Origin of the sequence: Candidatus Accumulibacter contiguus (assembly GCF_036625285.1) — a bacterium.
Lineage (GTDB): Bacteria > Pseudomonadota > Gammaproteobacteria > Burkholderiales > Rhodocyclaceae > Accumulibacter > Accumulibacter contiguus.
On record NZ_JAZKUC010000001.1, the window covers coordinates 3,508,878 to 3,533,910 of the forward strand.

Annotated in this window: 22 protein-coding genes; 17 read left to right on the forward strand and 5 right to left on the reverse strand. The window is 58.7% G+C overall.

The window, feature by feature from the left end:
- Positions 1–42 precede the first annotated feature (42 nt).
- The 3 genes from V5B59_RS16640 to V5B59_RS16650 are packed head-to-tail and all read left to right on the forward strand — an operon-like array spanning position 43 to position 5,490.
- Complete coding sequence (locus tag V5B59_RS16640) at positions 43–873, forward strand: ABC transporter permease (RefSeq protein WP_034914714.1); 831 nt, start codon at positions 43–45, stop codon at positions 871–873.
- The gene (locus V5B59_RS16645) at positions 863–2,308 is read left to right on the forward strand and encodes an ABC transporter ATP-binding protein (protein ID WP_169070468.1); all 1,446 of its coding nucleotides are present in this window, start codon (positions 863–865) and stop codon (positions 2,306–2,308) included. Before V5B59_RS16640 ends, V5B59_RS16645 begins: the two co-directional genes overlap by 11 nt.
- Complete coding sequence (locus V5B59_RS16650; RefSeq protein ID WP_169070467.1) at positions 2,305–5,490, forward strand: methyltransferase domain-containing protein; 3,186 nt, start codon at positions 2,305–2,307, stop codon at positions 5,488–5,490. Before V5B59_RS16645 ends, V5B59_RS16650 begins: the two co-directional genes overlap by 4 nt.
- A 33-nt stretch (positions 5,491–5,523) precedes the next feature.
- On the opposite strand, the gene V5B59_RS16655 is transcribed toward V5B59_RS16650, so the two are convergent.
- Positions 5,524–6,549, reverse strand: a complete 1,026-nt coding sequence (locus V5B59_RS16655; protein WP_248594849.1) for a glycosyltransferase family 2 protein — start codon at positions 6,547–6,549, stop codon at positions 5,524–5,526.
- A 222-nt stretch (positions 6,550–6,771) separates the two neighbouring features.
- On the opposite strand from V5B59_RS16655, the gene V5B59_RS16660 reads away from it, so the two are divergent.
- The 6 genes from V5B59_RS16660 (at position 6,772) to V5B59_RS16685 (ending at position 13,233) form a co-directional block, all read left to right on the forward strand.
- Entirely contained in the window at positions 6,772–7,533 is a 762-nt protein-coding gene (locus V5B59_RS16660) for a methyltransferase domain-containing protein (protein ID WP_169070466.1), read from the forward strand.
- Positions 7,534–7,539: 6 nt separating this feature from the next.
- Positions 7,540–8,313: a sulfite exporter TauE/SafE family protein gene (locus V5B59_RS16665; protein WP_034908577.1), complete on the forward strand. Its 774-nt coding sequence runs from the start codon at positions 7,540–7,542 to the stop codon at positions 8,311–8,313.
- Between the two features lie 89 nt (positions 8,314–8,402).
- Complete coding sequence (locus tag V5B59_RS16670) at positions 8,403–9,557, forward strand: ABC transporter substrate-binding protein (protein ID WP_169070465.1); 1,155 nt, start codon at positions 8,403–8,405, stop codon at positions 9,555–9,557.
- A gap of 102 nt (positions 9,558–9,659) precedes the next feature.
- On the forward strand, positions 9,660–10,694 hold the full coding sequence (locus V5B59_RS16675; RefSeq protein ID WP_034914550.1) for a branched-chain amino acid ABC transporter permease: 1,035 nt from the start codon (positions 9,660–9,662) through the stop codon (positions 10,692–10,694).
- Positions 10,691–12,466: a branched-chain amino acid ABC transporter ATP-binding protein/permease gene (locus tag V5B59_RS16680; protein ID WP_332352049.1), complete on the forward strand. Its 1,776-nt coding sequence runs from the start codon at positions 10,691–10,693 to the stop codon at positions 12,464–12,466. The genes V5B59_RS16675 and V5B59_RS16680 overlap by 4 nt, the downstream gene beginning before the upstream one ends.
- Positions 12,463–13,233, forward strand: coding sequence for an ABC transporter ATP-binding protein (locus V5B59_RS16685; protein ID WP_169070464.1), 771 nt, complete (start codon positions 12,463–12,465; stop codon positions 13,231–13,233). The genes V5B59_RS16680 and V5B59_RS16685 overlap by 4 nt, the downstream gene beginning before the upstream one ends.
- Here V5B59_RS16685 and V5B59_RS16690 read toward each other — a convergent pair.
- A complete protein-coding gene (locus tag V5B59_RS16690) occupies positions 13,184–13,744 on the reverse strand; it encodes a hypothetical protein (protein WP_332352050.1) in 561 nt (186 codons plus the stop codon). The two genes, V5B59_RS16685 and V5B59_RS16690, sit on opposite strands and share 50 nt — an antisense overlap.
- A 235-nt stretch (positions 13,745–13,979) precedes the next feature.
- Here V5B59_RS16690 and V5B59_RS16695 point away from each other — a divergent pair, with 235 nt between their 5' ends.
- The gene (locus tag V5B59_RS16695; RefSeq protein ID WP_169070463.1) at positions 13,980–14,891 is read left to right on the forward strand and encodes a LysR substrate-binding domain-containing protein; all 912 of its coding nucleotides are present in this window, start codon (positions 13,980–13,982) and stop codon (positions 14,889–14,891) included.
- Here the strand turns inward: V5B59_RS16695 and V5B59_RS16700 are convergent.
- From V5B59_RS16700 to ahpC, 3 genes are all read right to left on the reverse strand, one after another.
- Positions 14,888–16,609: a response regulator gene (locus V5B59_RS16700; RefSeq protein WP_034915190.1), complete on the reverse strand. Its 1,722-nt coding sequence runs from the start codon at positions 16,607–16,609 to the stop codon at positions 14,888–14,890. The two genes, V5B59_RS16695 and V5B59_RS16700, sit on opposite strands and share 4 nt — an antisense overlap.
- A gap of 102 nt (positions 16,610–16,711) precedes the next feature.
- The gene (gene ahpF, locus V5B59_RS16705; protein WP_169070462.1) at positions 16,712–18,271 is read right to left on the reverse strand and encodes an alkyl hydroperoxide reductase subunit F; all 1,560 of its coding nucleotides are present in this window, start codon (positions 18,269–18,271) and stop codon (positions 16,712–16,714) included.
- 121 nt (positions 18,272–18,392) lie between these two features.
- Positions 18,393–18,956, reverse strand: a complete 564-nt coding sequence (ahpC, locus tag V5B59_RS16710) for an alkyl hydroperoxide reductase subunit C (protein ID WP_169070461.1) — start codon at positions 18,954–18,956, stop codon at positions 18,393–18,395.
- A 192-nt stretch (positions 18,957–19,148) separates the two neighbouring features.
- Here ahpC and mnmG point away from each other — a divergent pair, with 192 nt between their 5' ends.
- The 7 genes from mnmG to atpE all read left to right on the forward strand — a co-directional run bounded on the left by mnmG (position 19,149) and on the right by atpE (position 25,008).
- Positions 19,149–21,071: a tRNA uridine-5-carboxymethylaminomethyl(34) synthesis enzyme MnmG gene (mnmG, locus tag V5B59_RS16715; RefSeq protein WP_169070460.1), complete on the forward strand. Its 1,923-nt coding sequence runs from the start codon at positions 19,149–19,151 to the stop codon at positions 21,069–21,071.
- Complete coding sequence (gene rsmG, locus V5B59_RS16720; protein ID WP_034911601.1) at positions 21,068–21,703, forward strand: 16S rRNA (guanine(527)-N(7))-methyltransferase RsmG; 636 nt, start codon at positions 21,068–21,070, stop codon at positions 21,701–21,703. The genes mnmG and rsmG overlap by 4 nt, the downstream gene beginning before the upstream one ends.
- A gap of 13 nt (positions 21,704–21,716) precedes the next feature.
- A complete protein-coding gene (locus tag V5B59_RS16725; RefSeq protein ID WP_034911604.1) occupies positions 21,717–22,529 on the forward strand; it encodes a ParA family protein in 813 nt (270 codons plus the stop codon).
- Positions 22,526–23,365, forward strand: coding sequence for a ParB/RepB/Spo0J family partition protein (locus V5B59_RS16730; protein WP_034911606.1), 840 nt, complete (start codon positions 22,526–22,528; stop codon positions 23,363–23,365). Before V5B59_RS16725 ends, V5B59_RS16730 begins: the two co-directional genes overlap by 4 nt.
- A 145-nt stretch (positions 23,366–23,510) precedes the next feature.
- A complete protein-coding gene (locus V5B59_RS16735) occupies positions 23,511–23,867 on the forward strand; it encodes an ATP synthase subunit I (RefSeq protein WP_169070459.1) in 357 nt (118 codons plus the stop codon).
- 17 nt (positions 23,868–23,884) lie between these two features.
- Entirely contained in the window at positions 23,885–24,655 is a 771-nt protein-coding gene (atpB, locus tag V5B59_RS16740) for a F0F1 ATP synthase subunit A (protein WP_169070458.1), read from the forward strand.
- A 101-nt stretch (positions 24,656–24,756) separates the two neighbouring features.
- Positions 24,757–25,008, forward strand: a complete 252-nt coding sequence (gene atpE, locus V5B59_RS16745) for a F0F1 ATP synthase subunit C (protein ID WP_372703636.1) — start codon at positions 24,757–24,759, stop codon at positions 25,006–25,008.
- The last annotated feature ends 25 nt before the right edge of the window (positions 25,009–25,033 follow it).

Consider the following 25,033-nt stretch of genomic DNA (forward strand, 5'->3'; position numbering starts at 1 on the left):
CAGGAATGCCGCCCTTGAGAGCCGAAAACCATTGTATAGATCATGAATCCTCATCAAAGACATCCTGCTACGCCCTTGGCGATGGTACTGAGCCTGTGGCGCAACCGGCAACTCGTTATCCAGATGACTCGTCGAGAAGTAATTGGCCGGTATCGTGGCTCGATCATGGGCCTGGCTTGGTCTTTCTTCAATCCGGTGTTGCTGCTGCTCGTCTACACTTTTGTCTTTTCCTTTGTTTTCAAAGCCCGTTGGGGAATTGGCGCGGATGAAAGCCGAGCGGATTTCGCCATCCTGCTGTTCATCGGGATGATCATCCATGGTGTGTTCTCGGAATGTGTCAATCGGGCTCCGTCTCTGATTGTCGGCAATGTAAGTTATGTCAAGAAAGTGGTCTTCCCTCTGCAAATACTACCTTTGGTGGCACTGGGCTCAGCCCTTTTCCATGCAGGTGTCAGTATTGTGGTGTTGCTCGTTGCAAAGTTGATCGTCCATGGTTCTGTACCCTGGACGCTGGTCTTTCTACCGATGACCCTGCTACCTCTGCTGATCGGCACCTTGGGCATCGCCTGGGTGCTTGCGGCGCTTGGCGTCTTCATTCGTGATATTGGGCAGATTACCGCATTATTGACCACCGTACTGCTGTTCATCTCGCCGGTGTTCTACCCGATTTCCAGTCTGCCTGCGCAGTATCAGAAAATTCTGTTGCTCAACCCTCTGACTTTCGTGATCGAGGAAAGTCGCAGGATCATGTTTTTCGGTACCGTTCCAGATTTCCAGGGGTTCCTGCTGGCCACCGGTGTTTCTCTACTGCTGTCCTGGGCAGGGTTCTGGTGGTTTCAGCGAACACGGAAAGGCTTCGCTGATGTCCTTTGACGATCCCGTCATTCGGGTCAATAATCTGTCCAAGTGCTATCAGATCTACGATAAACCACAGGACAGACTCAAGCAGGCCATTATGCCTCGTTTGTGGCGCCTGACCGGGAGGACGGAGCGGCCCTATTACCGGGAGTTCTGGGCGCTGAACAATGTTTCCTTTGAGGTCCGGCGCGGCGAGACCATGGGGGTAATTGGCCGTAATGGTTCAGGAAAATCGACGCTGCTGCAGATACTGTGCGGCATCCTGACGCCTAGTTCGGGTTCGGTAGAGATTGCCGGTCGAGTAGCCGCCCTGCTTGAACTGGGCTCTGGCTTCAATCCGGAATTCACCGGACGGGAAAATGTTTTTCTCAACGCATCCGTACTGGGTCTTGCTGACGAGGAGATACGCGCCCGCCTTGATGACATTGTCGAATTCTCGGAGGTTGGCGATTTCATCGATCAACCAGTGAAAACCTACTCAAGTGGAATGTACGTTCGTCTGGCCTTCGCAGTCATTGCGCATGTCGATGCCGACATACTCATCATCGACGAGGCGCTGTCGGTCGGGGATGTCTTCTTCGTCCAGAAATGCATGCGCTTCCTGCGCAAGTTCATGGAGCGGGGAACCGTCCTGTTTGTCAGTCACGATTCAGGGGCCGTAATTAACCTGTGCCACACCGCCCTCTGGCTGAACCACGGCGAAGTGGTGAGCCATGGGGAACCCAAAGCGGTTTCGGAAAAATACCTGGAAAACCTGGCCAGATCAGCCATTGGCATTGACCATCAGCCGGGTTCACGGTCTGTGCAGCCGGCCGCGACATTGCAGCAAGTGCGGCGGGGCATCCCCAGGGACATGCGCCAGGATTTCCTGAATAGCTCAAGCCTGCGCAACGATATCCAAATTTTTGCGTTCGTCGAAGACGCACACAGCTTTGGTGCCGGTGGCGCCACGATTACCGGAGTCTGTCTGACGGACAGGGATACGCAGCCGCTGAATTGGGTGGTGGGTGGAGAGGACGTCTGTCTGATCATTTCTGGTGTGGCACATCAGGGAATTGTCGGTGCGATTGCCGGTTTCCATTTGAAGGACAGGCTGGGACAGGTTCTGTTTGGCGACAATACTTTTTTACGTTACCTGGATACGCCTGTGAGGCTTCACGGCGGGCAATGTTTCGAGGCACGATTTGCCTTCCGTATGCCCATTCTGCCCGCTGGTGACTACACGGTCGGTGTCGCTTTTGCCGAAGGCAGCCAGGCCCAGCATGTGCAGCATCACTGGATACACGACGCTCTGGCGGTTCACTCCATCAGTTCCAGCGTAGCAACCGGTCTGATCGGCATTCCTATGGAAGAGATTGTTCTGGAGGTATCGGCATGCGCCGTTTCCGGATTGCCTGGCAAGGATGATGAATATTCGGTGCATGCGGCAGGAAATGGGGAAGGCAAATGAAATTTACCGGTGAACGCTTCATCCCTACGGAACACGGTGAAATCTCGCTGGAACACTATCATCGCTATGCGGCTACCAGCGAGTATGTGAAGGGCAAGGTGGTTCTCGATGTCGCTTGCGGTGAAGGCTATGGCTCGGATCTGATGGCATTGGGGGCGGCAAGCGTCGTTGGCGTAGACCTGTCTACCGAGGCTGTGGAGCACGCCAGACAGACTTATGCTGATCGGGGAAATCTGAGATTTCTGCAGGCCAGTGCTATTGCCCTGCCATTTCCCGACAGCAGTTTCGACGTCGTTGTCTCGTTTGAGACCATCGAGCATCTGGCCGAACAGGAGCAGATGCTGTGTGAACTGCGCAGGGTGCTTCGCCCGGCAGGGATTCTGATGATCTCGTCACCCAACAGACCGGTCTATTCGGAAGAAAGTGGGCGGCACAACGAATTCCACGTCAAGGAACTGGATTTTTCCGAGTTCGACAGCCTGTTACGCAGCAAATTTTCACGCATTCGCTACTTTGGTCAGCGTTTCATGATGGGCTCGGTTCTTCAACCGCTTGAGGGTGGTGGCAACCGTTTTGACGCGCTATGCGAACACAACGATGGGATAAGGAACGGCATTTCGCCCCTGCAGCATCCCGTCTATTTCGTCGCAGTCTGTGGTGACGAGGCATCAGTTTTCCCGGAGGCACGTTCATCCTTCCTGCTTCCCAGGGAACTCGACCTCTTGCGGCAGTATCAGGGTTACGCGCAATGGGCTGCGCGTGTAGATGCAGAACTTGCTACTTGCCGGGATCTGTATAGCAATCTTGACGATGAGCATCATCGCGTCGCCAATTGGGCGAAGAGCCTGCATCAGAGATGTGAACTTCTTGAGCGCGAGCTGGCCGAGACCGAGGCGAAGCTCAGCGCGACCCAAGAGAAACTCACTCAATCCATTGGTTCCAGTTCCGGTGGAGCTGCCAGGCTCTCACCATTCGCTGCAGGTCTTGCCCATGGACAATGGACTACGGTCATGAAACCGCTGCGCACCTGGCTGCGCTCCAACGGGCGGCGGCTATACCACCAACTGCCGCTATCGCAAACATACAAACTCAAGCTTGTTGGCGGTATGTACAAGTTCGCAGGTCCCCTTTTTGCAGGCATGGGCCATTACGAATCGTGGAAACGCCAACGGGATGGAGTGCTCCTCCCCATGGCAACGCAAGGTGCCGTGCAACCGGAGGAGATTGATTCCGCGCTTCAGGAACTACGCTTCGAGCAGCCAGAGCATCCGCTGGTTTCGATCGTCATTCCAGCTTATGGCAATCTGCCCGTTACCCTTGGCTGTCTTCGCTCCATCGCGAGGAATCTGCCGGCTGTCCCGGTGGAAGTCATTCTTATGGAGGACTGTTCGGGAGATCCGGAAATCGATCGTTTATCGGAAGTGCCAGGATTGCGCTACCTGCGAAACTCGCAGAACCTGGGATTCTTGCGCTCCGCCAACCGGGCTGCCGATTTCGCCAAAGGGAGCTATTTCTATCTCCTCAATAGCGATACCGAGGTCACCGAAGGCTGGCTGGATGCGATGCTTGCCGTATTTGCATCCCGCCCCGACTGTGGGTTGGTAGGTTCCAAACTGGTATATCCGGACGGGCGCCTGCAGGAAGCTGGTGGCATAGTCTGGAACGACGCATCTGCCTGGAATTACGGCAGGTTCCAGGATCCGTCGCTACCCGAATTCAATTACCTGCGCGAAACGGACTACTGTTCCGGCGCCTCAATCATGATTCCACTGGAACTGTACAAGAATCTCGGTGGATTCGACGAACGCTATGTACCAGCTTATTTCGAGGATACCGACTTGGCTTTTGCGGTTCGTTCTACTGGAAGCAAGGTGTATTACCAACCTGCTTCCGTCGTCATCCATTACGAGGGGGTTTCGCATGGCACGGATACTGGTGAAGGTATCAAGGCCTATCAGGTGCAAAATCAGCAAAAATTCAGGGAGAAATGGCGAAGCGTACTCGAAAGAGAGCATTTCCCAAATGCGCATGACCTATTTCAGGCACGTGACCGTTCCCGTGCCAAAAAAACCGTTCTGGTGATTGATCATTATGTACCGCAACCGGATAGGGATGCCGGTTCCCGATCCATGCTGGCGATCATGCAGGAATTGCTCACCATGGGTTTCAATGTCAAGTTCTGGCCTCACAACCATTGGCAGGATCCTGTCTATACCCCGCGCTTGCAAGCCCTGGGCATCGAGGTTGAATATGGTTCCCGTTACTGGGGGCGTTTCGCGGCCTGGATCGAGGAGAATGGTAAATATCTTGATTATGTTCTGCTCTCGCGTCCAGACGTCGCCGCGGATTTCGTACAGGCTTTGAGGAAACATACAAAAATACCACTCATTTACTATGGACACGATATCCATCACCTCCGGTTGAAGGAGCAATTGAAACTGGAGCCGGAGAATCATACCGTCCGCAATGAGATGAAGCGCATCGAAAAGATCGAAAAGCAACACTGGCGACAAATGGATGCCATTTATTATCCGTCCAACCTGGAGACCGAGGAAGTGGCCAAATTCCTCAGGACTGAAGGACTCGATGATAAATCGGCAACGCTACCGGTTTATGCGTTCGACTCATTTTCAGATAATGCAGCCGAAAATCTGGCCGATCGCCAAGATATCCTTTTCGTGGCAGGATTCGGTCATCCGCCGAATGCTACTGCCGCCCGCTGGTTTGTGCACGAAGTCTTGCCGCTGGTACGGGAAAGCTTCCCTGATGTGCGGCTCACGCTGGTGGGTTCGAATCCAACGCCAGAGGTGGCTGCTCTGGCTTGCGAGCATATCGCTGTAACCGGCTTCGTTACTGACGAGCAACTTGCTGGCTATTATCTTAATGCTCGTGTTGCGGTTGCCCCTCTCCTGTTTGGTGCCGGCATGAAAGGCAAGGTGGTTGAAGCGATGCGCTTCGGTATTCCGATGGTGACCACACCGATCGGGGCGCAGGGGTTGGTGGAGGCAGGAAGTGCACTGGGGGTTTTCGAAGATCCCTCGGCCTATGCCAGAGATGTAATGCGCTTGCTGTCCGACGATGAGGAGTGGCGAATTCGATCAGCAGCTGAACTTGCTTATGTCCAGGAGCACTTCTCTTTGGCAGCGATGCGTTGTTCATTGGAAAGATGGTTTGTTCCGTAAGCTTGCCGGGCATGGCCGACCTGCTTTCGCAGATTATCTCCTGCACTTGTTTCGATAATCGCATATATTGATTCGCCTAATCGGAATGATGCTCTTATCCATCAAGCGCCAGATTTCACGCACCGTTGCAATGCGGGATGATTGAATCGACCGCCGTTTCCACCACATTTTCGGAATGCCCTTGAGCGCATCCCGCTTGGCGCGCAGCATCGTTAGTCCCTGGCCGCGCCAGGTGAACACCGTCAGGGTGACCAGATTCATCGCCAGATGCAAGGGCAGAAACGCCCAGAACAACAGCCAGGGCATGTTTTTCACATAGGTCCACACCAGATTGCGATGCCCGTGATACACGGCAAAATCGCTATGCTGTCCACTGGTCGTTCCCGAGCCAACATGATGGGCCACCGATGCGGACACATAAAGGCAGCGGTATCCGGCCAGTCGTAAACGGAAACCGAGGTCCAGATCTTCCAGGTAGCAAAAGTAGTCCTCATCGAAACCACCGGCCTCAACCAATATGCGCCGCTGATACAGCGCCGCTGCCGCACAGGGCGAGAATTCCTCCCGTACCTGCTCGGAAACAGACGCGACGGGTGCTCCATGTCCCCGCCGCCAGACCAGGCCACTGACGTGATAGGCATCACCTGCCCCATCCAGCACGGCCGGGTCAGCGGCAGAGACCAGCTTGCTGGCGAATACCTCAAAGGCGGGATAGTCGCGCGTTGCCGACAGTAATGCTTCCAGCCAGCGCGGCTCGACGAATGCATCCGGATTGAGCAAAGCGATCCATTCAGACTCGGCTGTGGCCTCTTCGATCGCCAGATTGTTCCCGCGCGCAAAGCCGAGGTTTCGATCCTGCGCCAGCAAACGCACCGAGGGAAATCTGCGTACGAGGTCGAGCGAACCGTCGGAACTCGCGTTATCCACAACAATGATCTCATGCGGTGCCACCGTTTGAGCCAGCAGCGCCGATAGACAACGGTCAAGGAATCGTTCGCCGTTCCAGTTGACAATGATCACCGTCACCTTCGGCCATTTCTCATTCAGCAGATCACTCAATGTGTTCCTTACAATAGATGAAACTTTGGGGGAGTCGTGTGCCTCTGTGGCCGCATGTTAACGCAGAGGCACGATCCTGGACATTCTCGAGGCCATCGTCAATGGGAAGCATCACATCAGCAGCTTCGGGAAGTACAATCGTCCCTGTCTGATCCAGCCATTGCGCTGGTATCCATCGCTCTTCTGATCGCTGCCGGCAGGCCGGTGCAAGGTGACTGCCAGATGAACTGGAACCCCGAGCAATACCTGAAATTCGCTGACGCCAGGCAAAGACCCGCGCTGGATCTCCTGGCCCGGCTGGACGGCAGGTCGGCAAGCCGCATCGTCGATCTCGGCTGTGGGGCCGGCAACATCACGCAGTTATTGGCCGAACGTTGGCCGGGCGCGCAGATCATTGGCGTCGACAGCGATTCAGCGATGCTTGCCAAAGCCGCTGCCAGGGTGCCGACGATCGACTGGCGCTTGGCGGAAATCGCTCACTGGCAGGCAGAGGCCCCGCCCGACCTGATCTTCTCGAACGCAGTACTGCACTGGCTGGACAATCACCCGCGTCTGCTGCCGCAGTTGCTCGTTCAACTCGCTGCCGGTGGCGTGCTGGCGGTTCAGATGCCGGCCAACTTCACTGCACCGTCCCATCGAATCCTGCGCGAACTGGCCGCCGAGGCCGACTGGCACGAGGCGCTCGGCGGTGTCCGCATGGGGAGCATCTGCTCGGCTGCCGAATACTGGCGGCTGTTGATGCTGCATTGTCGACACCTGGAACTCTGGGAGACCACGTACTGGCAACTGCTCAGCGGCGACGATGCCGTTTTCGAGTGGATGAAGGGAACCACATTGCTGCCTTACCTGGCGTGCCTCGGCACGGTATCCGCCGGGCACTTTCTGACGGTCTATCGAGAGCGGCTGCGCCGTGCCTATCCGCGGCAGCCTGACGGACACACGCTTTTCCCGTTCAAGCGCATTTTCTTCGTGGCACAGCGCTGAGCAGCGATGTCGGCGCTGGATGATTCGCTGCTGGCCGGCCTGGCCGTGGCTGCCCTGTTTGCCGGCTTCATCGATGCAGTGGTCGGAGGCGGTGGTCTGATCCAGATTCCGGCCTTGTTCAACGCGCTGCCGCAGGAAATTCCGGCGACCCTTTTCGGGACCAACAAGTTTTCGAGCGTTTTCGGCACCAGCAATGCGGCCTGGCGCTACGCCCGGCGTGTCGAGATGCCCTGGCGAACGACACTGCCGGCAGCACTGGCGGCGTTTGCCTGTTCCTATGCCGGTGCGATGGTCGTCGCCTGGCTACCAACGGCGATGCTGCGGCCGCTGATCCTGGTGTTGCTCGTAGGCGCTGCGGCTTACACCTTCAGTCGTCGAGACTTCGGGGCGATTCATCAGCCCCGGCACGAAGGTCGGCAGGAGTTCGCCTATGCCTTGATTCTGGGAGGTGCGATCGGCTTTTACGATGGTTTTTTCGGACCCGGAACCGGCAGTTTCCTGATCTTTCTGTTTGTCCGCTTTTTCGGATTTGATTTCCTGCATGCTTCGGCCGCCTCGAAAGTGGTCAATGTCGCCACCAACATCGCCGCGCTGGGCTTTTTCATTCCGCACGGTCACTTCCTGCCCTTGCTCGCATTGCTGATGGCCGGCTGCAACGTGCTCGGTTCACTTCTTGGCACGCATCTTGCGATCCGCCATGGCAGTGGCTTCGTCAGGAAGGGGTTTTTGTGTGTGGTCAGCGTCTTTATTATCAAGTTCGCGCACGATACCTTCGTTTAGACTTGTCTCATAATTCCTGCGGCGGCACAATGGTCGTTCGCTGCAAGTCGGTAGGCGGCGTCATCACACCGAACAATCGTGCTAGGACCATGAGAAATAAAACATCAATTGCCAGGCTTGTCGCTCTTCTGGGAGCGGCATTTGTTACCTGTGTCCATGCCGAGGTCAACGTCGGCGTGACGCTTTCCGCAACCGGGCCGGCAGCATCGCTGGGGATTCCCGAGAAGAACACCGTGGCCTTGTTGCCCACAAGCATCGCCGGCCAGAAGGTCAACTACCTCATCCTCGACGATGCTTCCGATACCACCACTGCGGTCAAGAACACCCGCAAGCTGCTGGCCGAAAACAAGGTCGACGTCCTCATCGGTTCGACGATTACTCCCAACTCGCTGGCGATGATCGACGTGGCCGCAGAAGCCGAGACGCCAATGATCGCCATGGCCGCTTCGGCACGCATCATCGAGCCGATGGACGGCAAACGTTACTGGGTGTTCAAGACGCCACAGAATGACGCGCAGATGGCGACGGCCATCGTCGAACACATGCTCAACAACAACGTCCGGACGGTCGCTTACATTGGCTTTGCCGACGCCTATGGCGAAGGCTGGTGGAACGAGTTCTCGAAGATTGCCGAGGCGCGCAAGATCCAGATCGTCGCCAACGAACGCTTCAATCGCTCCGACACCTCGGTGACCGGTCAGGTTCTGAAGGTGCTCGCAGCCAGGCCGGATGCGGTGCTGATCGGCGGCGCCGGCACGCCGGCGGCTTTGCCACAAAAGTCGCTCAAGGAAAAAGGCTACAAGGGAATCATGTATCAGACGCACGGAGTGGCCAACACCGACTTCCTGCGGGTGTGCGGCAAGGACTGTGAAGGTACTTTCCTGCCGGCTGGTCCGGTGCTGGTGGCCGCGCAGTTGCCCGACAGCAACCCGATCAAGAAGGCAGCGCTCGAATACGTCAACAAATACGAGGAAGCGCATGGCAGGGGCAGCGTGTCGACCTTCGGGGCGCATGCCTGGGACGCCGGTAAGCTGCTGGGCAATGCCATTCCCGAAGCACTGAAGAAGGCGCAGCCGGGGACGCCAGAGTTCCGCAAGGCGCTGCGCGACGCGCTTGAAAAAACCCGGAACCTGACCGCTGCGCATGGGGTATTCAATATGAGTCCACAGGATCATCTCGGTTTTGACCAACGCGCGCGTGTGATGGTCAAGATCGAAGGCGGCAACTGGAAACTCGTGCAATAGGATTGCCGGCGCACCGCGCGCTGGTGCATGGCAGTCACTCAGCGTCGCCCCGCATTCGGGTAGCGCCGCGGCCGACCCTGGGTATCGACTGGAATCGTCTTGATGGACTTGCAGATTGCATTGCTGCTGGGCCAGGATGGCATCACCAATGGCGCCATCTATGCCCTGCTGGCGTTGGCGCTGGTACTGGTTTTTGCGGTCACACGCGTGATTTTCATCCCGCAAGGCGAGTTTGTCGCCTTCGGCGCCCTGACTCTCGCCAGCCTGCAGGCAGGCAAGCTGCCAGGGACGGTCTGGCTGTTACTGGCAATGGGCACGCTGATTGCTGTGATCGAGAGCTCCCTGGCGCTGCGCGAACGGCGCTTTCGCGAGATTCCCCTGCTCCTGATGGTCAATTGCGGCGCACCGCTGCTGCTCGCCGGCACGCTATTCGCCATTTCGCCGGCCAGTCTGCCGTTGCCGGTGCAGGTGCTGCTGGCGTTGATGCTGGTAGTTCCACTGGGGCCGATGATCTACCGTCTCGCCTACCAGCCAGTCGCAGAAGCGTCGGTGCTGGTGCTGCTGATCGTTTCCGTGGCAATGCATGTCACTTTGATCGGTATCGGTCTGCTTTTCTTCGGTGCCGAGGGTTCGCGGACGCCGCCTTTCACCGACGTGACCTTCGAAATCGGCGATGCACTGTTGCAGGGGCAGACGATACTGGTGATGGTCGCCAGCGTGCTGCTGATTGTCGCGCTGTATTTCTTTTTTGAACGCACAATCTACGGCAAGGCCCTGCGCGCGACCGCGATGAATCGCACTGGTGCCCGTCTGATGGGTATTTCGGGGAACCTCGCCGGCATGCTGTCGTTTACCCTGGCAGCAGCGATTGGCGCCTTTTCGGGAATACTGATTTCGCCGTTGACCACGATCTACTATGACTCTGGTTTCCTGATTGGTCTGAAAGGGTTTGTCGGCGCGATCATTGGCGGTCTCGCCAGTTATCCGGTGGCTGCTGCCGGTGCCATTCTGGTCGGACTCCTCGAATCGTATTCGTCTTTCCATGCCAGCGCCTTCAAGGAAGTGATCGTATTTACCCTGATCATTCCGGTCCTGCTCTGGCGTTCGCTGACGACGCGGCACGTGGAGGAGGGATGAAACGCAGTTTGCATTCGACGCTCCTGCTGCTGCTCTTCATCGCCGCGCTGGCGATCGCGCCATTGCTGCTGCCCGAGTTCTACGTCACGCTGCTCAACTACATCGGTCTCTACGCCATCGTTGCCCTGGGTCTGGTGATGCTCACCGGCGTCGGTGGCCTGACGTCCTTCGGACAGGCTGCTTTCGTCGGCCTGGGCGCCTACACTTCGGCCTACCTGACGACCGTACACGGCGTTTCACCCTGGCTGACGCTGCCTGCCGGCCTGCTGGTCACGGCGGTGGTGGCTCTCTCGCTTGGTCTGGTCACTCTGCGGCTTTCCGGCCACTTTCTGCCGCTGGGCACGATTGCCTGGGGAATGAGCCTTTACTATCTGTTTGGCAATCTCGATGCGCTCGGCGGGCACACCGGAATCAGTGGCATTCCCCCGTTGCGGCTGCTTGATCTGGAACTCAAATCGGGGCGCGAGTTCTTCTATCTGATCTGGACGGTGCTGCTGGTTCTCGTTCTCGCCACACGCAATCTGCTCGATTCGCGTGAGGGCCGCGCCATCCGTGCGCTCAAGGGTGGCTCGGTGATGGCCGAAGCGATGGGGGTCAACACGCCGCGCTCGAAGATCGTGGTGTTCACGGTGGCCGCACTCTACGCCAGCGTCTCGGGTTGGCTTTATGCGCACCTGCAGCGCTTCGTCAATCCGACGCCGTTCTCGCTGACGCAAGGCATCGAGTACCTGTTCATGGCAGTGGTCGGCGGTGTCTCGCACGTCTGGGGAGCGATCCTCGGCGCCGGCTTGATTACCGTGCTCAAACAATGGTTGCAGGATTGGTTGCCGAGATTACTCGGGCAAAGCGGCAACTTCGAGATCATCGTTTTCGGTCTGCTGATGATCTTCGTTCTGCATCGCGCACGTGACGGCCTGTGGCCGATGCTGCAGCGTTTTTTTCCACAGCAGGTGTTGTTGCGCATGCAGGCCGAAGGCGCGGCGCCGCTGGCGCGGCGGGTACAGCCCGAGGTGGGTTCAGTGCTGCTGGAGGTCCAGGATGCCAGCAAGCACTTTGGTGGCCTGGTGGCCAATGACCGGGTGAGTTTCAAGGTCAGGGCCGGTGAGGTGATGGCCTTGATCGGGCCGAACGGTGCCGGCAAGAGCACCCTGTTCAATGGCATTTCCGGCGTTGACCCGCTGACTTCCGGGAGCGTCAGCTTTCGCGGCGAACGCGTCGAGTACTTGCCGGCGCGCGAAATTGCACGCCGTGGCATGAGCCGGACCTTTCAGCATGTGCGTTTGCTGCCGGCAATGAGCGTCATCGAGAATGTCGCCATCGGCGCCCACTTGCGCGGCCGCAAGAGCTTTGTCGCCGCTGCCTGTCGCAGCGAACGTGCAGAGGAGGCGCGACTGCTGCACGAAGCTGCCTTGCAGATCGAGCGCTGTGGCTTGGCCGAGCAGATGTACGAAGCTGCCGGCAGCCTGCCGCTTGGCAAGCAGCGCATCGTCGAGATTGCCCGTGCATTGGCTGCCGATCCCTGTCTGTTGCTCCTCGACGAGCCGGCTGCTGGCCTGCGCTACCTGGAAAAGCAGTCGCTCGCCGGTCTGCTGCGGCGCTTGCGAGCTGAAGGTATCGGCATCCTGCTAGTCGAGCATGACATGGATTTCGTGATGGGTCTGGCCGATCGAGTGTTGGTCATGGAGTTCGGCCAGAAGCTGGCTAGCGGCCTGCCCGAAGAGGTGCAGCGCAATCCGGCGGTGATTGAAGCCTACCTTGGGGGGGTCGAGTGAACGCACTGCCGGAAGAGAGTGAAAGAAACCTCGTACTCGAGGTGCGAGGTCTGTCGGTCAGCTACGGCAAGGTGGAAGCGTTGCATGGTCTGGCGCTGCAGGTGCACCGGGGCGAGATTGTCACCGTCATTGGCCCCAACGGTGCCGGCAAAACTACCTTGCTATCGGCGCTGATTGGCCTGTTGCCGGCGCGCGGCGAAATCATCTATCTCGGTGAGTCGCAGGGCGCAGGGCGCAGGGTAGAGCAGCTGGTACGGCAGGGGATGACCCTGGTACCCGAGAAACGCGAGCTTTTTGCCGAAATGAGTGTCGCAGACAACCTCCTGCTGGGGGCATTCGACCGCTATCGTGCCGGACACCGCGATGAACTGGAGACCATGGATCAGGTGTTCGACATCTTCCCGCGCCTGATGGAGCGACGAGCGCAGATGGCCGGAACCCTTTCCGGCGGCGAACGCCAGATGCTGGCCATGGGTCGCGCGCTGATGGCCAAGCCAAGACTGTTACTGCTCGACGAACCCAGCCTGGGACTGGCGCCGCTGATCATCAGGGAAATTTTCCGTACCGTTGCGCAATTGAAGAAAACCGGGGTGGCCATCCTGCTCGTCGAACAAAACGCTCGTGCAGCGCTACAGCTTGCCGATTACGGCTATGTCCTCGAAACCGGAGAGCTTTGTCTGGAAGGACCCAGCCGCGAACTGGCCACCGATCCGAGGGTCATTGAAAGCTACCTTGGCCTGGGAGGCCGGCATTTGGAGCCGCGTTGAGCAATAGCACCAGACGCTGGATGTGCAATGGGCTATCCGATCCTTCGCTAGGAGGGCTCTCCTGGCTTTCGATCTGAAAGGGCAGGCGGATGTCTGCTGCTTTTCCGGAAGGTGGCAGCTGGTGGAGTTCAAGTCCCCAGCGGCTCATGGCCTGAGATACGAGGACCGCTTCGGCACCGCTGATGCACCAGTCGGCATTGACGATATCGAGCATCGCGCGCAGCACCTTTTTTTGCAGTGCCGGTGAGCGAATGTCGCCGAGAAGGTGAGTGATCACCTCAGGATCAATCTCGATCTGCCCGATGTTGGGGGAACGCGCCGATTGCAGTACGTCGTTGCAGAATTCGTGCATCACCCGATCGAAGGTATCCGGGGTGATGCCGAGCTGATCAAGAATCGAGTGTTTTTCGAGTGAGTCCAGTTCGCTATTGTCCAGCCCACCATCGGCGAGCAGTGCGAGAGATATCAGGCGAGCCGTGGCTTCGGCGCTGTCGGTGGTGTAATTGCGCATGCTTTTCTCCTTGATTGGTTAATGTGAAAGTCGCGTCAGCGACTCACGAATCTCCCCTCCCCCTCGCGGGGGAGAGGGAAACGGTCATGACTTTCATGATCGGGGGTGTCTGGAAAAGTCATGACCGTTAGTCCGGTAGGGTTCGTAGCTCTTTCCGGTCGAGTGCACTGTGCCTGCACCGCAGCATCATGTCCAATGAGATAAAATGTGATTTTCCATTTACTATGGTTTATAAATGCCGCGTCGCCGAATCACTTTTCATCAGCTCGATATCTTCGCCGCTGTAGCACGCCATCGCAGTTTTTCGAAAGCAGCCGATTCTCTACATCTGACTCAGCCAGCCGTCTCGCTGCAGATCAAGCATATCGCCGATATCCTGGGCCTGCCCTTGTTCGAGCAGGAAGGCCGCGCGGTGGTCCTGACCGCAGCGGGTGAGGAGGTGTTGAAAACGGTACGGGAACTCGATGACGTCTGGGCCCGCCTTGAATCGGCGATCGATGAGCTGAAGGGTTTGAAGCGCGGCCGCCTGCGCGTCGCGCTGGTTCCTACCGCCAAGTATTTTTTGCCGCGCATGCTGGGGGATTTCTCACGTCGTTATCCGGAAGTCAGCATCGAACTCGAGATCGCCGACCGTGAACGCATTGTTTCCCGCATGCGTGGCAATCAGGACGACCTGTACATCATGGTTTATCCACCGGAAGACCTGGAGGTGGTCAGCTATCCGTTTCTTGACAACGAACTGGTGGTCATCGCGCCAGTGGACCATTGGGCTGCAGCACAGCAAATCGAATTCGGCGCGCTGCTTGGTGAGCGTTTCATTCTCCGCGAAGTGGGTTCCGGCTCCCGCCGGACGATCGATGCGCATCTGCTGCTGATCGGGGAAAAACTGGACGTCAAGCTGGCGGTCAGCAGCAACGAAGCGATCCGCGAACTGGTGGCCAGTGGTATGGGGCTGGCAGTGCTTTCTCGCCACGCGCTACCGGCGAATCCGGCGAGCGATGGCCTGTGCATTCTCGACGTGCAGGGATTCCCGCTGCGTAAGCCCTGGCGGGCAGTGCACCTCAAATCGAAGCTCCTGTCGTTGCCGGCGAGGGCATTTCTTGACGAACTGCTGGCCTCGCGATCGTCGCCTACAGCCGTTGCTTAGAAGCCGCCCTTGCTGCGAAACATCCCGGAAGCGGTGAACGGAACCACGGCAACACCGTATTTGCGCGCGACGCGATGGTACAAGTCGCGCGCCGAAATCACCCTCGCGTTGCGCATGTCCCTGGCTTGTGCCAGTTGCAGGAAACGAATTCCTCGCCTGGCCAGGGAAGGATCCCAGCCCTTCCGTTCGAGCAGAGTGAAAATCGCCTTCGTCGCATTGACCAGAAACTGCAGATTGGGTACCCGTTCCGCAGCCTCCATCAACAATCTCACCGAGCCTTCGACATCGCCGCGGCGGGCAGCCAGCACACCGCGGTTGTTGAGTTCAACGATTTCCCGACCAACCTGCGCGAGCAGCGCCTGGCCCTCCGCTTCCTTGCCGGTTTTGGCGTAGATGCTCTGGACTTGGGCGATCATGGTGCGGTCTTCATGGTTTTCGGCGGCGATCTTGCGGATGATGTCGCGCGCGTTTTCCTCATCGCCCGTGACGAGGCATGCGTGCGCCAGGTCGAGCGCCAGTTTCTCGGAGACCGTTCCGCTGCGGCCTTCGTTCTTCAAGGCCTCGTGCAAAACGAGTGCCTTCTCCACTGCCTGCCTGGCCTTGGCAGGTTCACCTTCCTGGTTTGCACACAGGCTTTCCATGACCAGCACAGCAAATTCGCCTTGCTGGTTGCCTCGCCAGTCACGGCGAAGTTCTTCGGTGACCAGTCGGGCAGCAGCGGTATGTCCGCGGTCGAGCATCACCCGCGAGAGATTGGTGTAGTCGTCGATGTCCCGCAGGGACGAGTTGCGGCGACGCTGCAGCACCTTGCCGTAGGCCTTCTCGGCGGTCGGGAGATCCTGGTTACGTGCCGCCACGTCGCCAACCATGCGTTGTCGTGTCGAGTTGTTGGGCGAGATCATTGCTGCGCGTTGCAACACTTCCTGGGCTTCCGTGAGCTTGCCCACTTCTTCACGCACCTCGGCGAGAAAATCGTAGGCAGCGATGAATTCCGGGAAGTCGTCGATCAGCGATTGCCCGAATGCTTCGGCTTCGGACATTTGTTGCTGTCCACGCAGCGCAATCGCCAGGCCCATCCGTGCCCAGGGCACGACCCGCTGTGCCAGTACCTGCTGGAAGACGCGTTGCGCTTCCGCATGCCGGCCCAGCGCATTGAGCGTCTCCCCCTTGAGACGCAAGGCGTCAAAACGAAAGCCGCTGTCCTGTCTGATCAGACGTTCACAAGTCGCCAGCGCATCAACGTAGGCACCGTTGTCGAGTTGTTCGTAGAATTGCGCGAAGAAGCGTTTCCTGTAGAGTGCGCGCGCCAGACGTGCGTTCAATTCATGGGCCGTAAAGGGCTTGATCAGATAGTCATCAGGCGCCAGCTCGGCCACCGAGACGACGTTGTGATAGGCACGCTCACTGGTGATCACGAAGAATACGGTAGACCGCGGCAGCAGGTGTTGTTCGCGCAGCTCTTCGAGCAGTTGCTGGCTGTCGCGTCCGTCTTCGAGCAGGTAGTCGGAGAGGATGATGTCAAAACGGTGCGCCCTGAGTTGCCGGAAGACGTCGGCTGAAGTGCCGGCGTTGTCTATGGCGCCAACACCCATCGCCGAAAGCATCATGCGCAGCGAAGTGCGGGCGTTCGGGTAGCGATCAATCAGCAGGGCCCGCTTGCTCGACATTTCCTTGCCGAGCGTGTGCAGCAGATCCGCCGTCGTCTCGGGGTTCTTCATGGCTTGAACCTTACCTGACTGCGGTCTGGCGATCAAGCCGTCAGTGGAATCACTGCTGCCGGAGCCGAGCGCCAGCGCCCGCAGGCGCTGGCGGCAGAGCCTTCAGGAGACCGAGTTGCGGATCAGGTGGTCGAAGGCGCTGAGTGCGGCTTTCGAGCCTTCACCCATGGCGATGACGATCTGCTTGTAGGGAACCGTGGTGACGTCGCCCGCAGCGAAGACGCCCGGCAGCGAGGTCTCGCAACGCGCATCGATCTCGATCTCGCCGCGCGGCGAGAGGGCGATGGTGCCTTTGAGCCACTCGCTGTTGGGGAGCAGGCCGATCTGAACAAACACTCCTTCGAGGTCGATGCGCAGCGACACCCCGCTGGCACGATCGGTGTACAAGAGGCCGTTGACCTTCTGGCCATCGCCGGTGACTTCGGTGCTCAGGGCCTGGGTGATCACCTTCACGTTGGGCAGACTGAAGAGTTTCTTCTGCAAGATGGCATCGGCACGCAGGATGCCTTCGAATTCGAGGAGGGTGACCTGACCGACAACGCCGGCCAGGTCGATCGCCGCTTCGACGCCGGAGTTGCCGCCACCGATCACGGCTACCCGCTTGCCCTTGAAAAGCGGCCCGTCGCAGTGCGGGCAGTAGGCGACGCCATGGCCACGATACCGCTTCTCGCCGGGAACATTCATTTCGCGCCAGCGTGCCCCGGTGGCGATGATCACCGCCTTGCTCCTGAGCCTGGCGCCGCTGGCCAGACGGACCTCGGTCAGGCCGCCGTCCGTTCCCGGCAGCAGCGCCTCGGCGCGCTGCAGATTGATAATGTCTACGTCATATTCCCTGACATGTTCCTCGAACCCGGCTGCGAGTCGCGGACCGTCGGTCTCCTTCACCGAGATGAAGTTCTCGATTGCCAGGGTATCGAGCACCTGCCCACCGAAACGCTCGCTGACCACGCCAGTACGAATGCCCTTGCGGGCTGCATAAATTGCTGCAGCGGCGCCGGCCGGTCCGCCGCCGACGATCAGTACGTCGAAGGGTGCGCGCGCCGAGACTTTTTCCGCCTCGCGCTGCAAGGCGCCGGTATCGATCTTGCCGATGATTTCCTCGAGCGTCATGCGGCCCTGTCCGAAGGGTTCGCCGTTCAGGAAGACGGTTGGCACGCCCATGATCTGGCGCGCGGTCACTTCGTCCTGGTACAGTGCGCCATCGATCATCTGGTGGCTGATGCCGGGGTTCTGAACCGCCATCAGGTTGAGCGCCTGCACGACATCCGGACAGTTATGGCAGGACAGCGAAATGAAGGTTTCGAAATGGAACTGCCCAGGGATGGAGCGAATCTCCTCGATCACACTGGCTTCGACTTTGGGTGGATGGCCACCGGTTTGCAGCAGTGCCAGGATCAGCGAGGTGAATTCGTGTCCCATCGGGATGCCGGCGAAGCTGATACGCGCCGGTTCGCCAAGCCGACCGACCGAAAAGGAAGGTTTGCGCACGGAATTGCCATCTTGCCGGACGCCGACCTTGTCTGACAAGGCGGCGATGTCCTGCAGCAGGGCCAGCATCTCTTGTGCCTTGTTGCTACCATCGAGCGTGCCGACCAGTTCGATCGGGTGCTGGATTTTTTCGAGGTAGGCCCGCAGTTGAGCCTGGATGTTTGCATCTAACATGGGTCTTGTTCCTGGTGAGTTGCATTGAAAAAGGGCCGCCAAGCAGCAGCGGCCCCTTTGCACTGAGACCCGCCATCACGCTGCAGGGAAAGCCGCCTGCAGCGTGGGTTACACGGTTCTCTTAAATCTTGCCGACCAGGTCCAGCGAGGGGGCCAGCGTTGCGTCACCCGGCGTCCACTTGGCCGGGCAGACTTCCCCAGGGTGGCTGGCGACGTACTGGGCAGCCTGAACCTTGCGCAGCAGTTCCTTGGCGTCACGACCGATACCGAGGTCGTGGATTTCGCAGACCTTGATGACGCCTTCCGGGTTGATCACGAAGGTACCGCGCAGCGCCAGGCCTTCCTCTTCGATCATCACGTCGAAATTGCGGGTGATGGTGCCGGTCGGATCGCCGAGCATCGGATACCGGATCTTCTTGATGGTGTCGGAAGCATCGTGCCAGGCCTTGTGTGTAAAATGCGTATCCGTGGATACCGCGTACACTTCCACGCCGATCTTCTTGAACGACTCGTATTCGTCAGCCAGGTCGCCCAGTTCGGTCGGGCAGACGAAGGTGAAGTCAGCCGGGTAGAAGACGACGACAGACCATTTGCCCTTCAGGTCGGCGTCGGATACGGGACCAAACTTGCCGTTGTGAAAAGCGGTGGTTTTGAACGGTTTGATTTCGGTGTTGATCAGTGACATCTTGAGCTCTCCTTCGAGTTCGGTGAATGAAAACAAGCGACGGATGGATCATAGTAGAGTCGCCAGAATTGTTCCAATTGATTCTGGTAATTCAAGTCATAGTCCAACGCTATTTGCCTGGCCTTTCAGCAAATTGCCGTAGAATGCCGGTCTTTTCCGGAGCCTCTCCCTTGTCACAATTGCCGACTGCCCATGCTATTTCCTGACCGTTTCGACGTCATTGTGGTCGGTGGCGGTCATGCCGGCACCGAAGCGGCGCTCGCCGCAGCGCGGATGGGAGTCAGGACGCTGCTGCTGACGCACAACCTGGAGACACTCGGCGCAATGAGCTGCAACCCGTCGATTGGCGGTATCGGCAAGGGGCATCTGGTCAAGGAAATCGATGCCCTGGGCGGGGCGATGGCGGAAGCGATCGATGCAGCAGGCATCCAGTTCCGGATTCTCAATGCAAGCAAGGGGCCGGCCGTGCGCGCGACGCGTGCGCAGGCAGATCGCGTGCTGTATCGACAGGCGATCCGCTGTCGCATCGAGAACCAGCCCAATCTGATGATCTTCGCGCAGGCATGTAACGACCTGATGCTCGATGGCGACCATGTCGCCGGTGTCGTGACCCAGTTGGGAGTGCGCTTTGCTGCGCGTGCGGTGGTTCTGACTGCCGGCACCTTCCTCAACGGCCTGATTCATGTGGGTTTGTCCAAGCATAGCGGCGGCCGCATGGGGGATCCGCCGTCGGTCTCGCTGGCCGCACGTCTGCGCGAATTGCAGTTGCCGGTCGGCCGTCTCAAGACCGGCACGCCGCCTCGGCTGGACGGCAAGACCATCGATTTCTCGAAGCTGCCCGAGCAATGTTCGGACGATCCATTGCCGGTGTTCTCGTTTCTTGGTGATGCTGCCCAACATCCACCACAGCGGCCGTGCTGGATCACCAGCACCAACCCCCAGACGCACGCCATCATCCGGGCCAACCTCGATCGCTCGCCGATGTACACCGGGGTGATCGAAGGTGTCGGGCCGCGCTATTGCCCGTCGATCGAAGACAAGATTCATCGCTTCGCGGGCAAGGACAGCCATAACGTCTTTCTTGAGCCGGAAGGTCTGACAACCCACGAGATCTACCCGAACGGGATTTCAACCAGCCTGCCTTTCGATGTCCAGCTGGCCATCGTCCGCTCGATGCGCGGCCTCGAGAACTGCCATATCCTGCGCCCCGGCTACGCCATCGAATACGATTACTTTGATCCGCGCGGCCTGCGCAGCTCACTGGAAACGAAGGCGTTGCGTGGTCTTTTCTTCGCCGGTCAGATCAACGGCACCACCGGCTACGAGGAGGCCGCTGCGCAGGGCTTGCTGGCCGGTGTCAACGCTGCCCTGCAGGTGCAGGCAAAAGAACCCTGGACGCCACGCCGCGACCAAGCCTACCTGGGGGTTCTGGCCGACGATCTGATTACGCGCGGCGTCTCGGAGCCTTACCGGATGTTTACCAGCCGCGCCGAGTATCGCCTGTCCTTGCGTGAGGATAATGCCGATCTGCGTCTGACCGAGGAGGGCCGCCAATTGGGACTGGTGGGCGAGCAGCGCTGGACGGCCTTCTGCGAGAAGCGGGAAGCGATTGCCCGCGAACAGGAACGTTTGAAGTCGACCTGGGTACAGCCGGCAATGCTTGCGGATGAGGAAGCGACGAGAATCTTCGGCAAGCCTCTGGAGCACGAATACAGCCTGTATGAGCTGCTGCGCCGACCGGACGTGAGTTACCTCGCCTTGATGACGCTGCGCCTGGGAGAAATGTCGGTCAACGCTGGCCTGCGCGATCCACAGGTCATCGAGCAGGTCGAGATCCAGGCCAAGTATCAGGGTTATATCGAACGTCAACAGGATGAAGTCAGCAAGAACCTGGCCAACGAAGAGACGCGCTTTCCTGACGATTTCGACTTCTGCAGCATCAGCGGCCTGTCCAGGGAAGTGCAGCAGAAACTCGTTCTGCATCGGCCACAGACCCTGGGCCAGGCGTCCCGCATTCAGGGCGTGACTCCGGCGGCCATCTCGATCCTGCTGGTGCATTTGAAGCGTGCGCAAGCCGTCGCACCATGCCAGCGTAGCACCGGCTTGGGTTCATGACGCTGGCGGCGCAGCTTGAACAGGGCCTGCTTGTTCTGGGGATCGATCTTCCGAACCTCGCACGGAACCAGCTGCTCGCCTACGCAGCCCTGCTCGACAAGTGGAACAAGACCTATCGTTTGACCGGCCAGAAAGATCCCTCACTGACGGTCAGCCATCACCTGCTCGATTCGCTGGCGATCCTGCCCTTTGTCGATGGGACGACACTGCTCGACGTGGGCAGCGGTGGCGGCATGCCCGGCATCCCGCTGGCCATCGCTCGTCCGGATCTGCGGGTAGTCCTGCTGGACAGCAATTCGAAAAAGACGGCATTCCTGCAACAGGTGGCTATTGAGCTGGGTCTGGCGAATGTTGCCGTACATTGTGGCCGTGTCGAGGCGTACAGGCCGACGGCCAGGTTCTCGGTGATCAGCGCGCGGGCTTTTGCCGATCTCGCCGAGCTGGTGACCCTGTCGCGTCACTTATTGCAAAGGGACGGTCATTGGCTGGCCATGAAAGGCCTTCGGCCACTGGGCGAGATGGCAAATTTGTCGGTGGATGTGGTGGTGGATGCGGTGCATCGTCTGAACGTGCCGGGCGTCACCGGTGAGCGGCATCTGGTAGTCATGAGCAGCGATCAAGCACGGCATTGAGGAGAAAGTCGATTTGGCAAGAATACTCGCGGTAACCAATCAAAAAGGTGGCGTCGGCAAAACGACGACGGCCGTCAATCTCGCGGCCTGTCTCGCCGAGGTCGGCCAGCGCGTGTTGCTGATCGACCTGGATCCGCAGGGCAACGCCACGACCGGCTGCGGCGTCGTCAAGAGCGAAGCGCTGTCGACGGTCTACCAGATTCTGATTGGCCGATCGACGATGCGAAGCGCCTGCCTGCGAACCGCATTCGGCTTCGACCTGATGCCTGCGAATCGCGAACTGGCGGGTGCCGAGATCGATCTGATCGATCTCGGACAGCGCGAATATCGGTTGCGCGACGCGCTCGCCGACATCCGTGGCGACTTTGACTTCATTATCATGGATTGCCCGCCGGCGTTGAATCTGCTGACGGTCAACGGGCTGGTCGCTGCCGATACCGTGATGATTCCGATGCAGTGCGAGTACTACGCTCTGGAAGGCCTGACAGACCTGGTTGCGACACTGAAGAAGGTGCGTGCCAAACTGAATCCGGTGCTCGAGATCGAGGGTCTGCTACGGACCATGTACGACCCGCGATCGACGCTGACCCTGCAGGTCTCCCGCGAACTGGAAGGACACTTCGGTCCGAAGGTCTATCGGACGATCATTCCACGCAATGTACGTCTGGCCGAGGCACCGTCCTACGGCAAGCCGGTGATTGCTTTCGACCGCGGATCGAAAGGTGCGCAAGCGTATCTCTTGCTGGCGCGGGAGATTCTCGATCGGCAAGCCGGCAGCGTAGGTGCTGTGACCGCGGCGCTTGCAGGGGCTGGAGTGGGGCCATGAAACTGAAAGGTCTGGGGCGTGGCCTCGACGCCCTGTTGGCGGATAACGACGTTCAGAGCAGGGAACAGCAAAGAACGCTGCCGGTCGGTCATCTCCAGCCGGGCAAGTATCAGCCGCGTACGCGCATGGACAGCGCTTCGCTCGAAGAACTGGCGGCCTCGATCCGGGTGCAGGGACTGATGCAGCCGATTCTCGTACGGCCAGTCAGCGACGATCGCTACGAGATCATTGCCGGCGAAAGGCGCTGGCGAGCGGCGCAGATGGCCGGACTGACCGAGGTGTCCACCCTGATCCGGGACATTCCGGACGAAGCCGCGCTGGCCATGGCGTTGATCGAGAATATTCAGCGCGAAGATCTCAACCCGCTCGAGGAAGCGCTTGGCCTGCAGCGATTGATCGATGAGTTCTCGATGACTCACCAGCAGGCAGCCGATGCCGTTGGACGATCACGACCGGCGGCATCGAATCTGCTGCGTTTGCTGCAGTTGGCAGCACCAGCACAGGAACTCCTGATGCGCGGGGAAATCGACATGGGGCATGCGCGCGCCCTCCTCCCGCTGGCGGGTGCGCAACAGATCCAGTTGGCGCAACGGGTAGTACAGAAGGGTTTGTCGGTACGCGAAACCGAACGCCTGGTTCAGTTCGCCCTCAAAGCACCGAAAGAGGCGACGCCGAACAGGCCGGATCGCGATGTGCTGCGCCTGCAGGAGGAACTGGCTGACCTGCTCGGTGCGCAGGTGGCAATACGTTCGAATAAACGAGGGGCTGGAAAGGTGCTGATCGAGTTCGGCGATCTCGATCAACTCGAAGGCATCTTACAGCGCCTGCGCCATTGATGCGCCGCACCATGAAAGCCTGTCCAGGACTCGCCGATCCTGGCTGCAGGGCAGATGCTGTCGAGGAATTCAAACTTTTTTGCAGTTGCGGTTTGATTCCTCAATGTGAGTCTGGTATCCTGCTCGTGTTTTGGAGGGGCTAGCCGTGCATCCGCAGGTCCGCTGGGTTCTGGCCTGCCAGTTGCTGGTCACACTGGCGGCGGGGCTGCTAGCGGGGCTTGCTCTGGGAGTTGATGCGGCGGTTTCTGCTGGACTCGGTGGCGGAATCGCAATGGCAAGTGCTTTTGCTTATGTATGGCGGGCGTTGCGGCTATCGGGGCAGGTGGATGCGAAAAGAGCGTTTCAGGCCCAGGTGGCAGGTGAAGGTTACAAGTTTGCCGTAACCCTTTTGCTGTTTACCGTGGTCTTCAAGAGCTACGAACAACTCGCAGCCTTGCCGCTCTTCCTGGCCTATGCTGCAACGGTTGTCGTTTATTGGATGGCGCTGCTCAGGCAGCAATAGTCGAACAGGGGAAAAATATGGCTTCGGGCGAGGCATTGACGACGAGTGGATACATTGTCCACCACCTGACCAACCTGACCGTCGGTCACGGATTCTGGACTTTTCACCTGGACTCCCTGATCGTATCCGGCCTCCTGGGCCTGTTCGCTTTCATCGGTATGGCCAGGCTTGCCAGCAAGGCTGCCATCAAAGAGCCGGGCAAGATGCAGACCTTCGTCGAAATGCTGGTCTCCTTTATCGATCAACAGGTCAAGGACACCTACCACGGCAAGAGTGCGCTGATTACGCCGCTCGCGGTCACCATCTTTGTCTGGGTTTTTCTGATGAACGCGATGGATCTGATCCCGGTGGATTTCATCCCCTTGATCCTCGGCATGGGCGGCGTACATTATTTCAAAGCGGTACCGACCACCGATCCGAACCTGACCTTCGGCATGTCGCTGACGGTGTTCGCGATGATGCTGATCATGGGTGTCAAGGTGAAGGGTGTCGGTGGCTTCCTGCATGAAGTGTTCACCGTACCGTTTGGCGCGAAGCTGGCACCACTGAATCTTCTCTTCCGTGTGATTGAAGATGTCGCCAAACCGATCTCTCTCGCGCTGCGTCTGTTCGGCAACATGTACGCTGGCGAGATGGTGTTCATCCTGATTGCCTTGCTGGGCTTGTGGCAGTTGCCACTGGCTCTGCCCTGGGCGCTGTTCCATATCCTGATCATCACCTTGCAGGCCTTCGTGTTCATGATGCTGACCATCGTGTACATGTCGATGGCCAGTGAGTCCCACGGCTAGTGGCCGACAGCCCTTCTTTGTTGCAGGTTTGATTCACGTTGTCTTCGTTTAACCCATTTAGCATGTTTTACTAGGAGAAAGTAATGGAAGCCGCTCTGTCTATGTTGCTTGGTAATACCGCCATCGCCGTCGCCATCCTGATCGGTGCGGGTGCTCTCGGTACCGCTATCGGTTTTGGTTTGCTCGGTGGCCGTTTCCTCGAGGGCGCCGCTCGCCAGCCAGAAATGATTCCGACTCTCCAGGTAAAGATGTTCATCGTTGCTGGTCTTCTCGACGCGGTCACCATGATCGGTGTCGGTATCGCGCTGTTCATGCTTTTTGCGAATCCCTTCATTGCCATTGTCAAGGGCTGATCGCTTTTCGGACTAACTCTTAACA